The following is a 16,470-nucleotide window of genomic DNA, read 5'->3' on the forward strand; positions in this document are numbered from 1 at the left end:
AACAATGAATGAATAAAATCGAACGCGTGAATCGAGTAGAAGAATTGAATGCACTTCTTCATCAATACGGTCATGCCTATTATGTTCTTGATAAACCACTTGTTCCCGATTCGCTGTATGATGAATACTTTCAAGAGCTAGTAGCCATCGAGTCAGAATTTCCAGAGCTTGTGTACGAGGATTCTCCTACAAAGAGAGTCGGCGGTGAAATTCTTTCGGGCTATGGAAAAGTGACACATACGTACCCAATGTTAAGTTTGTCGAACGCATTTAACGAAGATGATCTTAGGGATTTTGACAAACGTGTTCAAGCAGCTACAAGTTCTAATGTCTCTTATATTTGTGAATTGAAAATCGATGGTCTAGCGATATCTTTGAATTATGTGGATGGACAACTTACACAGGGCTCAACTAGAGGAGACGGTTCAATTGGCGAGGATATTACCGCAAATTTAAAGACGGTGCAGGCAATTCCGCTAAGACTCAAGGAACCAATTTCAATTGAAGTACGCGGCGAGGCCTATATGCCAAAGCAATCTTTCGTAAAGTTAAATGAAAGTCGTGATGAAGCTGGGGAAGATCCGTTTATGAATCCGCGGAATGCGGCGGCGGGTTCACTTCGCCAACTGGATCCTAAGATTGCGGCAAGTCGTAACTTATCGATGTTTGTTTACGGCATTGCAGGTGATGCGACTGAATATGGTCTCGATAGCCATTCGGATGCGTTAAACTATCTAGAAGAACTCCACTTTAAAACGAATAAGGAACGTAGGCAATGCTCTACGATCGATGAAGTACTCGAATATATCGAGGAATGGACAGAAAAACGCAAGGACCTGGACTACGATATTGATGGCATCGTTGTTAAAGTAAATCTGTTTGAGGATCAAGAGCAATTGGGCTATACAGCTAGAAGTCCTAAGTGGGCGATAGCTTTCAAATTCCCTGCTGAAGAAGCAGTGACAAAATTAGTCGATATTGAGTTAAGTGTAGGACGGACGGGTGTAATCACACCAACAGCTATATTAGAACCCATCCTTGTCGACGGCTCAATGGTCGGACGTGCCTCACTTCATAATGAGGATTTAATAAAAGAGAAAGACATTCGAATTGGCGATACGGTTATCATCCGAAAAGCTGGAGATATCATTCCAGAAGTTGTTGCACCGATAGTAGAAAATCGAACAGGCGATGAAGAACCGTTTAATATGCCAAAGCAATGTCCAAAATGTGATTCAGAGTTGATCCGTATTGAAGGTGAAGTTGCGCTTCGCTGCGTCAATCCGAAATGTCCTGCGCAAATGAAAGAAGCAATCATTCACTTTGTTTCACGCAATGCGATGAATATTGAGGGCGTTGGTGAACGTGTTGTCGAGCAATTGTACGAAGCGAATCTTGTGCAAGATGTTTCAGATTTATATACCCTTACTACGGAACAATTAATTGAATTGGAACGAATGGGTGAAAAATCCGTTTCAAACTTACTTGCAGCAATTGAACAATCTAAAGAAAATTCCCTTGAGAAAATGTTGTTTGGCCTTGGAATTCGTCATGTTGGGGAAAAAGCTGCACAAATACTTTCAGAAGAATTCGGTACACTGGAAGCGCTCATAAAAGCAGATGCTGAAAAATTGACATCGATTCATGAAATCGGCGATAAAGTGGCAGCTTCGATTACGACTTATTTTAGCAACGAAGATGTTCTGGAAGTGCTTAGAAAATTGGAGTCTTATGGTGTAAATATGAAATATAAAGGTTTATCGAAGCAAGATGTCCCTGAGGAAGGCATATTTGTAGATAAAACTGTCGTGTTGACGGGGAAATTAGAAATATTAACTCGTGGCGATGCGAAAAAGAAAATCGAAGCACTTGGTGGAAAAGTGAGTGGAAGTGTAAGTAAAAAAACAGATCTAGTGATTGCAGGTGAAGATGCAGGTTCAAAATTAATCCGTGCGGAAGAACTTGAAATTACAGTCTGGAACGAAGCGCAATTAATTGAAGCGCTGGATGAAAAGGAGTCTTCCGAATGAAAAAGTTTTGTATAATCGTAGGACTTTCAATGGCTTTACTGTTAAATGGTTGTCTCCCTTCAAGTGATGAAAAAGATGAAGTAATTCAGGATAACGAAGAAAGTGTAGAAGAAATGGTAATCATTCCGGAAGCACAGATTAAAGATGAATATTATCGAATGCTGTTGCCCTTTAAAAAAGGAGCAAGTCATGGATATAGCGGATTTTCGAATACGAAGTACGATGTAAAAGAAGCAGAAGAGGGGTTGCTTCGCATTTCCCTTCAAACGTTTGATTCTAAAGATCATTTTTTTCAAGAAGGGCAATACATCGATGAAAAAACGGCTAGATCTTGGATTGGTAGACAATCGGAAGATAATGAAGAAGGGTTAAACCCCCCAACAACAAGTGAAATGACTGAAGCCGAAATTGCTGAAATTGCCCCAAGCTATCTTTCACGAATTGTCGAGCAAAATTACCTTGTCTTAACGGATGAGAAGAAGGTTCAGCTTGCGGGTGTTTCGATTGGACTCACATTAAATTCCATTCATTATTCGAGAAGTGGAGCAGAAACCAACATTTCTGACGATGTTCTAGAAGAAGAAGGAATGAAAATGGGCGAAGAAATTATTCGACGCTTACGAATGAAAGAAGGACTTTCAGATGTACCGATTGTGATTGGCTTATTTAAACAAGAAAGTCGGAACTCGATTATTCCTGGTACTTATTTTGGGACTGCGGTCGCTGAAAAAGGAAAAGCTGCATTATCTGGGTGGAAAGTTATTGATGAAGAATATGTGCTGTTTCCATCGGCAACGAATGATGAGAAATATAGAGAGACAGATACAGCATTTGGAAACTTTAAGCATGCAACAGATGCTTATTTCCCGAGTTTCGTCAATATGATTGGTAGGGGGCTATATAAAGATGGAACGCTTAAGTCACTTCAAATTGAAGTGCCTATTCAGTTTTTTGGGACGAGTGAAACCATCGGCTTTACCCAATATATGACGGGTCTTGTATCCAAATACTTTTCAGATGTATTAACAGAAGTAAGTATTACATCCGTAAATGGACCAGAGGCACTTATTGTAAAAGAGCCTGGAAAAAATGAACCATATGTACATGTATATGGCTATTAGTATAGTATAGCTTTTCAACCTTTTTCTTAGGTGGTATGATATAAAGCACGAACGGAAAGATGAGGAGGATATTAAATGACTGTTATTACGAACGAAGAAATGAAAATTGTTGCATATAAAGCGCACTTAACAATATCTGATGAAGAAGCAGAAAGCTATGCACAGCACCTCTCTGGAATTATTAGTTTAGCAGATGCTTTAACTGATCTTAATACAGAAGGTGTTACGCCAATGACACATGGTCTTGAATTAATTAATGTTATGCGTGAAGACGTACCAAGTGATGTTTTGGACCGTGATGAAATGTTGCTAAATGTGAAAGAGCATAAGGATGGGCAAATTTTAGTTCCATCTATTCTTTAAGGAATGATTGGGGAGGAAAAAAAATGACGTTATTAAAGAAAACAGCAGCAGAACTTCAAACGCTGTTACATAACCGTGAGCTGTCTGTTAAAGAAATCACGGAAGAATCATTGAATCGTGTAGAAAAATTAGATGGCGATGTACAAGCTTTCCTTGCGGTGAATAAAGAAGGAGCTCTCGCTCATGCTGAAGAGTTAGATAAGCAGCCTATGGACGATCGAGGACCATTATTTGGTTTACCGATTGGAATAAAAGATAACATTGTTACAAAAGGAATATTGACAACATGTGCAAGCCGTATGCTTGAAGATTTTATGCCAGTTTATAATGCAACGGTTGTTGATAAAGTAAATAGTGCAGGCATGGTAAATATCGGTAAGTTAAATATGGATGAGTTTGCAATGGGTTCATCAACAGAATCATCTGTATTCCATAAAACATACAATCCATGGAACCTAAATCATGTTCCAGGCGGTTCTTCAGGTGGATCTGCGGCTGCTGTAGCTGCAGGAGAAGTCCTCTTCTCCCTAGGTTCAGATACTGGAGGTTCCGTACGACAGCCGGCTTCATATTGCGGCGTAGTAGGTATGAAACCTACTTATGGACGTGTTTCACGTCTAGGACTAGTAGCTTTTGGCTCTTCTCTTGATCAGGTTGGCCCGATAACTAGAAACGTAGAAGATAATGCACTTTTACTGAACGCAATTGCAGGTTTAGATTCGAGGGATTCCTTAACCTCTTCAATGGAAGTTCCAAACTACCTAAGTTCTCTAACAGGCGATGTTAAAGGATTGAAAATAGGAGTACCAAAAGAATATATGGGTGAAGGCGTTAGCCCTGATGTGAAGAATGCAGTTTTAGAAGCGCTAAAAGTACTGGAGTCTCTTGGTGCAACATGGGAAGAAGTGTCTCTTCCGCATTCAAGTTATGCACTCCCAGCTTATTATTTAATATCGTCAGCTGAAGCATCATCCAATTTATCGCGTTTTGATGGCGTTCATTATGGTTTCCGTACGGAAAATGCACAAGATCTGCAAGAATTATATAGAAAGTCACGTGGTGAAGGATTTGGTGAAGAAGTTAAACGACGTATTTTACTTGGTACGTATACTTTAAGCGCCGGTCATTACGAAACGTATTTTGAAAAATCGCAGCAAGTAAGAACACTAATTACACAAGACTTTGCAAATGTATTCGCAAAGTATGATGTCATTATTGGACCAACAACACCTACACCAGCATTTAAAATTGGTGAAAAAATTGAAGACCCACTGATGGTATATACAAATGATGTGTTAACAGTTCCTGTAAACCTTGCAGGCGTACCGGCAATTTCGATTCCATGTGGATTTTCTGAAGGCTTACCACTTGGATTGCAAATAATTGGAAAACATTTTGATGAGGCAACAATTTATAAAGTGGCGCATGCGTATGAAAAAGCAACTGATTTTCATACACAAACTCCCGCCATTTGGGAGGGGAAATAATTATGAACTTCGAAACAGTCGTTGGACTTGAAGTACACGTTGAACTCAAAACGGATACAAAAATATTTTCACCAGCACCTTCTCATTTCGGTGCAGAACCAAATGCTAATATCCATGTGACCGACTTGGCTTATCCAGGTGTGTTACCTGTATTGAACAAAGAAGTCGTCGATTTTGGGATGAAGGCTTCAATGGCTCTTAATTGTGAAATTTCACCAATTATGCATTTTGACCGTAAACATTATTTTTATCCGGACAATCCAAAAGCCTACCAAATTTCACAAGACGTCCGCCCGATTGGTAAAAATGGTTGGGTAGAGATAGAAGTGGATGGTATAAAGAAGAAAATTCGTATCGAGCGCGTTCACCTGGAAGAAGATGCAGGGAAGCTTACTCATACGGACAATGGGTACTCACTTGTCGATTTAAACAGGCAAGGAACACCACTTATTGAAATCGTTACTGAAGCTGATGTACGTTCACCAGAAGAAGCGTATGCATTTCTCGAAAAGTTAAAAGCAATCATCCAATACACAGGAGTTTCTGATTGCCGCATGGAGGAAGGTTCATTACGTTGTGATGCTAATATTTCAATTCGTCCATTCGGACAAGAGAAATTTGGTACAAAAACAGAACTTAAAAACCTAAACTCATTTAACTTTGTACGTCGTGGAATTGGAATCGAAGTAGAAAGACAGAAGACCATCTTGCTCTCAGGAGGAAAAGTTGATCAAGAAACGCGTCGCTATGAAGAAGCAACAGGTAAAACGACACTGATGCGCATAAAAGGTGAAGCAAATGATTATCGTTTTCTTCCTGACCCAGACTTAACAGATATTCATATCGACGAAGAGTGGCAAGCTCGCGTTCGTGCCGAGATTCCAGAACTGCCGGATGCACGTAAAGAAAGATATATGAATGACTTAGATTTACCTGCATATGACGCAATGGTTTTAACGTTAACGAAAGAAATGTCTGATTTCTTTGAGGCAACTGTAAAAGCAGGTGCTGATGCAAAATTAGCTTCTAACTGGTTGATGGGTGAAGTGTCTGCATATCTTAATGCCGAACAAAAAGAATTGCATGAAACAGCTTTAACAGCTGAAGGACTAACAAGTATGATTAAGTTGATTTCAGACGGAACAATTTCAACTAAAATTGCTAAAAAAGTATTTAAAGAATTGATTGAAGAAGGCGGCAATGCGAATGATATCGTCAAAGAAAAAGGCTTGGTTCAAATTTCTGATGAAGGTACACTCCGCACAATGGTTTCTGAAATACTTGATGCAAACGAACAATCGATTCTTGACTATAAAGAAGGAAAAAGTCGAGCAATTGGGTTCCTTGTAGGACAAGTAATGAAAGCATCTAAAGGACAAGCCAATCCACCACTTGTCAATAAAATTCTAGTCGAAGAAATTGAAAAGCGATAATAGAACAAGAGGCGTTCGTTGTGTAAATAACGAACGCTTTTTAATGAGCTTAAATAGAAATATTCAAACCAAAATTGGCAAAGCATAAATTTGATTCAAAGCATTATAAAACGTACAATTATAGTATCTGGTGGAACGAATAGAACTTTTAAATCGTCATACTGTAAAGAAGAAGTGTGATAAAAAAGATTTAAAGAAAGGGACAACGCTATGAAACGTGCACGAGTAATTTATAATCCAACAGCAGGTCGGGAAGCGTTCCGAAAACATATTAGTGAAGTACTAGAACGATTAGAAGTAGCTGGGTATGAAACGTCCTGCCACGCAACCACTAGTGAGGGAGATGCTACCGTGGCGGCTAAGAAAGCGGTTGAGCGAGAGTTCGATCTAATTGTCGCGGCTGGTGGCGATGGAACATTAAACGAAGTGATTGCAGGTGTAAGCGAGTTTGAAAAACGACCCAAAGTCGGCCTGATTCCTATGGGAACTACAAATGATTTTGCACGTGCTTTGCGTATTCCACGTGATGTTGAAGATGCATTGGATATCATTATAGAAGGAAAAACAGTACCTGTGGATGTAGGGTTGATGAATGGACGCCACTTTATCAATATTGCAGGTGGTGGTCGGATGACAGAATTGACATATGATGTACCGAGTAGATTGAAAACAATATTAGGACAGCTTGCTTACTACTTAAAAGGCATCGAAATGTTACCCTCTATTAAGTCATCCCATTTACGTATTGAATATGATGGGGAAGTATTTGATGATGAGGCGATGATGTTTTTAGTCGGCTTGACAAATTCTATTGGCGGGTTAGAAAAATTGGCGCCAGAATCGAATTTTAGTGACGGGAAATTTACACTTCTAATCTTGAAAAAGTGTAACATTGCGGAATTTATTCGCATCGTGTCCTTAGCGATACGTGGTGAGCATCTTGATGATCCGCTCGTTATTGCTAGTAAAGCAGAAAAAATCGTCGTTACCTCAGATGCAAGAGTATTACTTAATTTAGATGGAGAATATGGAGGCGTCTTGCCTGCCACATTTGAAAATCTCTGTCGTCACATAGATATGGTAGCGCCACTTGATGAACTTAAAGAATTGAATGTGGTTTAAGTATGAAGAAGCTGTATGCGGACTAGACGCATACAGCTTCTTCATTTTAATATACGTTAATAATCGAGGATATAATTATAATAGAACAATTGCCTGGTCTTGATTTGCAGAAAGTTTCGGTAGCTCATTAACTGGAACAAAACTTAGGTGAAATACAAATCCTTCATCCCCACCGCCACCTTCAACGATATGCCGCCATGAATCCCTAGGGACACCGATATAAGACAGGTGAAAGATTGTTCTTTCATGAATTGTATTTTTGTTTTCCGGATAGTAATTTGTTTTATTTACTTTTCCTTTTAACTCAAGTTCCTCACGTTCTATGCCTGTTTCTTCTTTAATCTCCCTATAAAGCGCATCTATAACAAGTTCATCCCGCTCAATGGTTCCCCCAGGTACTTGGAAACCAGTCCCAGGTCGATTTTCTTGGGTAAAAACAAGAATTTTCCAATCCGGTTCATCGCCAATCGTGATATAAGCAAGAACTTTTCTTTCCATTTCCATAATTTCACATCCTAATAGCTAGTTCTTCTATGATACACATTATTCAGACTATTATCAAGAGATAATTTTATTTGATTCACAAAAAATTCATGACCTGTTAGTTTTTCGAGAGTTAAATGGGAGTATAGTGGGTATAGAATAGAGGAACAATAGTACATGAAAGGACGTGTCCTGATGTATAAGAAACATGAAAAACGTCTAATGTGGCTTGCTTTTGCCATTGCAGGAATCATGCTAGTTTCAATTATAGGAAGGATCTTTGGAGGCTAAAGGAGGGAACTGAATTGGGAAACGAAGAAGCAGTCTTTTTTTCTAGAGTATTGACCGAAACAACGTTATCATTCCACATTCTTTACGCGACAATAGGTGTAGGAGTCCCACTTATGATAATGCTGGCACAGTGGGTAGGGATAAAGAAAAATGATGAGCATTATATATTGCTAGCAAGAAGATGGGCGAGAGGCTTCGTTATTACGGTGGCGGTAGGTGTAGTAACTGGAACTGCAATCGGTTTACAATTATCTCTTTTATGGCCAAACTTTATGGAGCTAGCTGGTAATGTAATTGCATTGCCACTGTTTATGGAAACCTTCGCATTCTTTTTTGAAGCTATTTTTTTAGGAATCTATTTATACACATGGGATCGATTTGAAAATCAGAAAAAACATTTCTTACTACTCATTCCAGTTGCTGTGGGCGCTTCCTTTTCGGCGGTATTCATTACGATTGTGAATGCGTTTATGAATGCACCACGAGGATTTGACATTGTTAACGGTGAACTTATTAATATAAATCCGCTTCTTGCAATGTTTAACCCCGCAATGCCGACAAAAGTGGCGCACGTTGTTGCGACGTCCTATATGACTGCGGCCTTTGTCCTTGCAGCAATCGCGGCGTTTAGATTATTAAAAGGATCGAATCACGAATATCATAAAAAAGCGTTATTTCTTACGATGAAAGTTGGCTTTATTTTTGCGGTTGCTTCTGCAATCATAGGCGATTTCTCGGGAAAATATTTAGCCGAATATCAACCAGAAAAATTAGCAGCAGCAGAATGGCATTTTGAAACTGAGGAAAATGCACCACTCATTCTATATGGTATTTTAGATGGTAAAGAAGTAAAGTATGCGATAAAAATACCTTTTGCTTTAAGTATACTTGCTCATAATGATCCGACGGCTGAAGTAATTGGGCTTGACCAATTTTCGCCAGATGAAATACCACCACTCTATATCCATTATCTTTTTGACATCATGGTGACGATTGGGGTTTGGATGACGGTCTTGTCGGGCGTGTATTTACTAGGAATTAAATTAAAGTGGAAAATGGTTGCGACTAAATGGTTCCGCTGGTTGATCGTTCTCGGAGGACCGTTATCACTAGTAGCAATTGAGGCAGGCTGGTGGATGGCAGAGGTCGGGCGACAACCATGGGTTCTAAGAGGAATTATGAGAACAGAAGATGCTGCAACTACAAGTGCCCATGTCGATACAATGCTTGTCTTGTTCGCGTTACTTTATCTTGTTCTTGGTGTCGGAAGTGTCGTTGTTCTTAGGCGAATGTTCCGTAAAAATCCAGTTGAACGTGAAATTGAAGACCGCGAAATGGAGAAGGGCGGTGACGTATTATGAATCTCGAAATATTAGGGATTTCTGTACTCTGGGTTTTCTTATTTGGCTATATACTCGTCGGAGCAATCGATTTTGGAGCAGGATTCTTCAATGCGTATAGTTTAATTACAGGAAAAAAACGCATTTTGACAAATGTTATTCAACGTTATTTGTCACCAGTTTGGGAAGTTACAAATGTGTTCCTCGTCTTTTTCTTCGTTGGAATCATTGGGTTCTTTCCTAAAACAGCATTTTATTATGGAACAACCTTATTAGTTCCCGTAAGCATAGGAGTAATATTGCTTGCCATACGGGGATCCTATTATGCATTCGAGACGTACGGTGCCCGTGGACATAAAGGGTATTCGTTTATGTACGGGCTAGCAGGGCTGTTAATACCAGCGTCGTTGTCGATTGTTTTGACGATTTCAGAAGGTGGATTCGTTACAATGGTAGACGGCAACCCTGTACTTGACTACTGGGTATTATTCACAAGCAAATTGACGTGGGCAATTGTGGTGCTTAGTATCGCAGCTACCTTGTATATATCGTCGGTATTTTTAACATGGTATGCCAATAAAGCTCGAGATTTTGAGGCAGCAAATTTACTCAGGAAGTATGCGCTTATTTGGTCACTACCGACGATGATTACAGCTGGTGGAATTATTTTTGAATTAAGAAATCATAATCCTGAACATTACAGCAATATTCAAAATTTCTGGCCGATGTTCTTAGTGTCCTTTCTAATGTTTGTCGGAACGGTTTGGCTTGTCTGGAAGCGACGCAACTATGGGATGGCTTTCTTATTGTTGGTTGGCCAATTTGTGTTTGCGTTCTTCGGTTACGGGGCATCCCATTATCCGTATCTTCTGTACCCGTACTTGACAATTTACGATAGTTTCACAAATCCAGCAATGGCAATTTCGCTTATAGTTGTATTCATTTTGGGACTAGGCTTACTGATTCCATCGCTTTACTTACTCATGCGTCTATTCTTGTTTGATAAAGACTATGTGCGCGGTAAAGGTGATTATCATGCGTAAAGGGGGAAGAAAACGATGACTTACTTTCTAATGTTTTATGCTCCGTTTATCGTCCTAATTGGCGCACTTGTAATCGCTTTTGTAGTGGTTCCGATGGACGGTCCAGTTAGGAAACGGATTGAAAATAAGAAGTAATCGTAGAGCAGACGTCTTAATGGCGTCTGCTTTATTTGTTAGGATGACTATTTGGATATATATCCATTGCGAATTGTCGGATATATATCGCCAGAGCAGATCTGCATGGTAAACTAAAGGTATATGAATTTTGGAGGAAAAAATTATGTCTTTTACTGTAAATAGAAATGATCAACTAAATGTCTTTGTGGAAGATTTAACACATGACGGCTCAGGTGTGGCAAAAGTGGAAGGGTATCCACTTTTCATTCCAGGAGCACTTCCAGGAGAAGAAGTTGACATTCATGTTACCAAAACAATGAAAAAGTACGGCTTCGCTCGTTTAGTTAACGTAACGAAAAAATCACCAAATCGTGTGGAACCACCTTGTCATGTATTCTCAGAGTGTGGAGGTTGCCAAATGCAGCATCTCTCGTATGAGGGACAACTGATTCAAAAGCAGAAATCCGTTCGCGATGTAATGGATCGAATTGCCAAATTGCCACATGTCCCAGTGCATGCTGTAAAAGGTATGGACGACCCTTGGCGTTACCGCAATAAATCCCAAATCCCATTTGCACAGCGGGATGGAAAAATCGTATCTGGTTTTTATCGTACGCGAACGCATCACATCGTCGACACGGACGTCTGTCTCATTCAAAGTGAGGAAGCAGACGCATTGATGACAACGTTGAAACATGAACTTCAGATCCTTGGTATCGAAGCATATGATGAAAAAACACATCGTGGCATGCTGCGTCATTTAATCGTCCGAAAAGGTCGTGCGACGGGAGAAATCATGGTTGTACTTGTTACGAACAAAAAGAAGTTCCCACAAAAAGAAGCGGTTATTTCTCTTATTCAACGAGTCATACCGAATGTCACGTCAATTATGCAAAACATAAATAGCGAGAAAACAAATGTTATTTTTGGCGATCAAACGATTTGTCTACATGGGAAGTCCGTTATTGTCGACTCGATAGGAGACATCGACTTTGAAATTTCAGCTCGTTCATTCTATCAAATAAATCCAGAACAAACGGAAGTACTATACGGGCAAGCGCTTGAATACGCACAGCTAACAGGTGAAGAATCTGTCATCGATGCCTATTGCGGGATTGGTACAATCTCACTTTTCATCGCACAACAAGCGAAGGAAGTCTATGGTGTTGAAATTGTTCCAGAAGCCATTGTCGATGCAAAGCGAAATGCAGAATTGAACGGCATTACAAATGCATTTTTCGAAGCCGGTCCTGCTGAAGTCGTTATTCCTAACTGGTATAAAGAAGGGAAACGATTTGACGTATTAGTTGTCGATCCACCCCGAAAAGGATGCGACGAAGAATTACTGAAGACAATCTTAGAATACGAACCAAAGCGAGTTGTCTACGTATCTTGCAATCCAGGTACTCTCGCACGTGATCTACGGATACTAGAAGACGGTGGTTATCGTACGCAGGAGATTCAACCTGTGGATATGTTCCCGCATTCGAGTCACGTGGAGTGTATCTCACTACTTATTTTTGAAGGAGATAATAAACCCTAAAAGGGGTTTATTACCTCCTTTTTCTCTTGAAACGGATTTACAAAGTTGTATTGAATATGGATACTGCCATCATCTGAACAAGTGATTTTACTCACTAATGAATGCAATACCTGGGGAGTAAGAGTATTAATAGTAAGGAACTCTCTTAATTTGCTTCGCAAATCGATTGTGTAATTTTGATCTGTACATTCTTCGAGTTTTTTCAGTAACTGGGATTTAGAAATGTCACAATTCTTTAAGTCCTCGTCAGTTAAATCTTTGTACTCAATTAACTCTTCTTTTGAAATCAGTTTTTCAGTGTATAAATTAACAAACTCCAATTTCTTTTTTCGTAAGTTAATAATTCTAGCGTCTAAATCTTGAAGCTCAGTTTGGATTTGTTGCTTTTTCTTATTTAACTTACTGAGTAAGTTCTTCAAAAACACTTCATTTTGGAAAGATTGAAGCAGATAACGAAGGTCATCTATGATCACCTGTTTCAATTCTTTCTCTCTGATGGGTTTTTTATTGTGACATATTGTAGTGCCGTGCTTAATATTCCCTCCGCAGCGATAACCTTTTTGATTAGCTTTAAACCACATACTCTTTTTACATTCCTCGCAGTATATGATGTTTGTGAATAGATGTTTTTTTGGTGCAGTTGTTGTTCGTGAGCGACCTTGTCTCATTTTTTGGATAGTTTGATAAATATCTCTTCCAATAATCGGTTCGTGAGTATTTTCGTGAATTATCATCTTTTCCTCATCGATATCACGGCGCTTACTAGTTGTTACTGAGATAGTTTCTGTTCGATTTTGAACAAGATCACCACAATAATGCCTATTATTTAGTATGTTTTTAATGGTGCTAGCGTGCCAGAGATTAGAGGCATTGGATTTTTTGGCTATTTGTGATGGAGTTGCAACCTTTTCAGTTGTTAAAACTTTAGCAATAGAATCCATTCCCTTTCCGGCAAGATATTTCCTATAAATACGTCGAACTACTTCTGGTGTTTCATCTTCCCTAATTATAAGTTTTCCTTGATCACTGTGATATCCATAGGGAGGATTTGAACCAATGAAAAGACCTCGCTGAGATTTCACCCGTTTAGCCTGCTTATTTCTGCGACTGCTATTTGTGGATTCATTTTCATAAAGCCAAGCAAATAACCCAAAGTTATGCACATTTCCAGTGACGGTATTAATTGAATTATCTAAGCAGACAATATGGATATTATAATCCCGACAAATATCACGTAACTCATAGGATAATCCACCATTTCGAGCTAATCTTGATAATTCCTTAGCTAAGATAACATCAAATAATCCTGCTTTTCCATCTTCAATTAAAGCTTTCAGGCCTGGGCGGTTACCCTTTGTACCTGATTGTTTATCTGTGTAAACTTCAACGATTTCCCAATTATGCTGGGCAGCATAATTTCGGAAAATATCGATTTGATTATCAAGCGAAGTCCTTTGTGAATCTAATTCAGTTGAAACACGAGCGTAAATTGCACATCTCAATTAAAACCACCGCCTATAGTAAATTTTTGTTGAGATGTTGGTGGGTTTATTCTCCAAGTATTGACCTTTTTCAACTTTTTTAAATGTTTGTTTTGGAATATATAATTGAATGATATATGGGCTATTATTAGTCATTATTTTCTCCTTAGATATTGTATTGTGTATATATTTCGGTAAACTGTCCATAATAGTAATAGGATTTCGGTTTTCTATCCATATTGGTATACCATTATGGACAAACTACCGAACATATTATAGAAGAAATCCCTTACAGCAAGGGATTCAAATGTAACCACTTAATGAATTAAAATAGTGAAAATTTATTGTTCGGTAGTTTGTCCAGTTACAGGCAATCAATTTCGGTTTTTCATCCATTACTTAGTTGGAATCAAATCATCGAAGATATTCGTCTTGTATCGAATGTCTGTTTGTTGCCGGGGTGAAATTAAAATATAGTCAATAAAGTATAAAATAATTAGTCGTTTTTCATTTGTGCCGAGCTGAAATTTTAAAATATCACGAAATCGTGTGATGTAAATATCGGACTCTACGGCTTGGACAGATGTGGATATTTTCCCTTTACAATGATTATAATCAGATAATAGTTTCTTATGACTTTCTAAAATAGTAGATACACTTAGTTCCAACTCTCGATCATCAATATCTCGTGCTAACTTTAACTTTGCAACCAAGTTTACGATACTTCTTTCTGTCTTTGGAATTAACTGATCAACTATATTGTTCGTTTGATTAAGAAACTCTAGGGTATGTTCTTTCATTTGTTGCTTTGAAATAAGTTGGTGGACACGTTTCATAATCATAGGAACTATCTTCTCGTGGGCCTCGTCTATGCTTAACTTGTAATTACAATTCTTACACACATAATATTGATATAAATAACTTTTTCCGTTTCTTGTTGTAGAACCGTTTTGTGTAACCAAAATGCAATAACAATGTTGACATTTAATTTTGTTTAATAATAGAAACGGCGTATCAATTCTTCCATAATTATCTTGAAGCATTTTGTTTTTTTGTTGAAGTTGAAGATGAAAATTATCGATAATTGGTTCGTGAGTATTTTCAAATGTATATTTTTTCTGTCCATCTTTCAGTTTAGGAATATTCCAATTTAAATCTCCTGTATAAACGGGATTCTTAATAATGTTATCTATAGTACTTGGGCGCCATATTTTTCCCCTTGGCGAAGGAATATTCACTTCATTTAATAGAAATGCAATTTTTTTTAAAGAATGCCCCCAACAATATAAATAGAAGATAAATGATACAATCTCAGCACTTTCATTTTGAAGTAACTTTTTATTTATCTGGGTATATCCAAATGGTGTCCTCGAACCAGGACGTATAGGTGTTACCTGATTTAAATCGTTTACTAAACTACCTATTGCACGTTCTGATTTCACTTCAGATTCGTGCTGTGATAGAAGGAAATTCATTTTCATATCCATACTATCTGGATCAATGGGGTCACTTGACTTTGTTGTGTAAACTTCTAGATTGGGTAACAGTTTAAGTAAAGGTCTATAAAAGTCTAAGGTGAATGAATAACCTGTTCTGTCCATTCTTGATACATCGTGAAAGATTAGAATGGGTATCTTCATTTCTATCATTTGTTCTTTAAGCCTCATTAATGCTTTACGTTGAGTTGCTTTTTTTGAATAAGCACTTGTTACATCCTCAATTAAAATAAATTCATCTGGAATATTTAATTTATTTCTAGCAGCAAATTCCTGGATATGCTGTTTTTGAATTTCTACACTATTATTATCTTGTTGTTTATAAGAAGAGCGCCGGATATAACCAAAAGCTAATCTCATTGAAGATCTCCTCCTTCTAAAATATAATGTGATTGAAGGTCGTAAATATAATCAAATTTATTGATTTCCAAATTTACTTCATTTTGAAATACGAATACGTTCTGAATTAACATTGAACTAAGAAAGAAAGGATTGCTAATCTTACAGTCATACAAATAATCTGTTACTAATTTTGAAAGAGTATTATTGTCTGTAAGAAGCATTTGTTTTTCACTAATTTCTTCTGAAATTGATTTTTGCTGGGCTTCTAATATAGAAAGCTCCTTATAGAGTGGGTGATTTCTCCAGTTGATTACTTCATCATTCTCCAAAATTATGTTTTCAAGAATATTATTCTTTTTCATTGCAAGTATTTTTAGTTCTCCTTTGACTTGTTTGTTGATTTGGTTAAAGTAGTAACTAGAATCTTTTAAAAGTTTTACTACATCTAAATTTGCAATAACTTTTTCTAATGCCCTATTTATAATTAAGGACAAATCTTTCGTTGTTATATGAACCTTTGAATGTTTTCTTGAACAAGTATAGTAAGTGGGGTCACTTAATAGCTTGAATCTAAAAAGCATAGAATTTCCACAAACACCACAGGTAGGTTTATAAATGTTTTGTTCTTTTAAGTGAATCAATTTCATAATTAACGTTTTTAAAAATGCGTAAAGTAGCTCCTTGATGGTTTATAAGCTTTTTAAAAATAGAAAACCGATTTAATTAAGCTACATTTAACGATTGTTGTTCCATTGCTAATTTGATTCGATCTGTTGCT

At 37.8% G+C, this 16,470-nt stretch carries 14 protein-coding genes; 10 read left to right on the plus strand and 4 right to left on the minus strand.

The annotated features are described in order from the left end of the window. The first annotated feature begins 8 nt into the window (after positions 1–8). The 6 genes from ligA (at position 9) to ACXYMX_RS14755 (ending at position 7,556) form a co-directional block, all read left to right on the plus strand. Complete coding sequence (gene ligA, locus ACXYMX_RS14730; protein ID WP_459045014.1) at positions 9–2,030, plus strand: NAD-dependent DNA ligase LigA; 2,022 nt, start codon at positions 9–11, stop codon at positions 2,028–2,030. Next, positions 2,027–3,151 carry a CamS family sex pheromone protein gene (locus ACXYMX_RS14735; protein WP_459045015.1) on the plus strand — a complete coding sequence of 375 codons (1,125 nt, stop codon included), beginning with the start codon at positions 2,027–2,029 and terminating at the stop codon, positions 3,149–3,151. Before ligA ends, ACXYMX_RS14735 begins: the two co-directional genes overlap by 4 nt. Positions 3,152–3,226: 75 nt before the next feature. After that, positions 3,227–3,514: an Asp-tRNA(Asn)/Glu-tRNA(Gln) amidotransferase subunit GatC gene (gene gatC / locus ACXYMX_RS14740; protein WP_459045016.1), complete on the plus strand. Its 288-nt coding sequence runs from the start codon at positions 3,227–3,229 to the stop codon at positions 3,512–3,514. A gap of 23 nt (positions 3,515–3,537) precedes the next feature. Further along, entirely contained in the window at positions 3,538–5,001 is a 1,464-nt protein-coding gene (gatA, locus tag ACXYMX_RS14745) for an Asp-tRNA(Asn)/Glu-tRNA(Gln) amidotransferase subunit GatA (protein WP_459045017.1), read from the plus strand. A 2-nt stretch (positions 5,002–5,003) separates the two neighbouring features. Further along, a complete protein-coding gene (gatB, locus tag ACXYMX_RS14750; protein ID WP_459045018.1) occupies positions 5,004–6,434 on the plus strand; it encodes an Asp-tRNA(Asn)/Glu-tRNA(Gln) amidotransferase subunit GatB in 1,431 nt (476 codons plus the stop codon). Between the two features lie 210 nt (positions 6,435–6,644). Next, positions 6,645–7,556, plus strand: coding sequence for a diacylglycerol kinase (locus ACXYMX_RS14755; RefSeq protein WP_459045019.1), 912 nt, complete (start codon positions 6,645–6,647; stop codon positions 7,554–7,556). A gap of 75 nt (positions 7,557–7,631) precedes the next feature. On the opposite strand, the gene ACXYMX_RS14760 is transcribed toward ACXYMX_RS14755, so the two are convergent. Beyond that, the gene (locus ACXYMX_RS14760) at positions 7,632–8,060 is read right to left on the minus strand and encodes an NUDIX hydrolase (RefSeq protein ID WP_459045020.1); all 429 of its coding nucleotides are present in this window, start codon (positions 8,058–8,060) and stop codon (positions 7,632–7,634) included. A gap of 284 nt (positions 8,061–8,344) precedes the next feature. On the opposite strand from ACXYMX_RS14760, the gene ACXYMX_RS14765 reads away from it, so the two are divergent. The 4 genes from ACXYMX_RS14765 to rlmD all read left to right on the plus strand — a co-directional run bounded on the left by ACXYMX_RS14765 (position 8,345) and on the right by rlmD (position 12,373). Beyond that, positions 8,345–9,691 (plus strand): cytochrome ubiquinol oxidase subunit I, encoded by a 1,347-nt coding sequence (locus ACXYMX_RS14765; RefSeq protein ID WP_459045021.1) that lies wholly within the window; start codon positions 8,345–8,347, stop codon positions 9,689–9,691. Continuing rightward, positions 9,688–10,713: a cytochrome d ubiquinol oxidase subunit II gene (locus ACXYMX_RS14770; protein ID WP_459045022.1), complete on the plus strand. Its 1,026-nt coding sequence runs from the start codon at positions 9,688–9,690 to the stop codon at positions 10,711–10,713. Before ACXYMX_RS14765 ends, ACXYMX_RS14770 begins: the two co-directional genes overlap by 4 nt. 15 nt (positions 10,714–10,728) lie before the next feature. Further along, complete coding sequence (gene cydS / locus ACXYMX_RS14775) at positions 10,729–10,848, plus strand: cytochrome bd oxidase small subunit CydS (RefSeq protein WP_459045023.1); 120 nt, start codon at positions 10,729–10,731, stop codon at positions 10,846–10,848. A gap of 145 nt (positions 10,849–10,993) precedes the next feature. Next, a complete protein-coding gene (gene rlmD / locus ACXYMX_RS14780; RefSeq protein ID WP_459045024.1) occupies positions 10,994–12,373 on the plus strand; it encodes a 23S rRNA (uracil(1939)-C(5))-methyltransferase RlmD in 1,380 nt (459 codons plus the stop codon). Here rlmD and ACXYMX_RS14785 read toward each other — a convergent pair. From ACXYMX_RS14785 to ACXYMX_RS14795, 3 genes are all read right to left on the minus strand, one after another. Further along, positions 12,370–13,875 (minus strand): recombinase family protein, encoded by a 1,506-nt coding sequence (locus tag ACXYMX_RS14785; protein ID WP_459045025.1) that lies wholly within the window; start codon positions 13,873–13,875, stop codon positions 12,370–12,372. The genes rlmD and ACXYMX_RS14785 overlap by 4 nt on opposite strands. Positions 13,876–14,249: 374 nt before the next feature. Beyond that, positions 14,250–15,710, minus strand: coding sequence for a recombinase family protein (locus tag ACXYMX_RS14790; protein WP_459045026.1), 1,461 nt, complete (start codon positions 15,708–15,710; stop codon positions 14,250–14,252). Next, the gene (locus ACXYMX_RS14795) at positions 15,707–16,339 is read right to left on the minus strand and encodes a hypothetical protein (RefSeq protein ID WP_459045027.1); all 633 of its coding nucleotides are present in this window, start codon (positions 16,337–16,339) and stop codon (positions 15,707–15,709) included. The genes ACXYMX_RS14790 and ACXYMX_RS14795 overlap by 4 nt, the downstream gene beginning before the upstream one ends. Positions 16,340–16,470: the final 131 nt, after the last annotated feature.

The sequence above is a fragment of the Sporosarcina sp. CAU 1771 genome, from assembly GCF_054482775.1.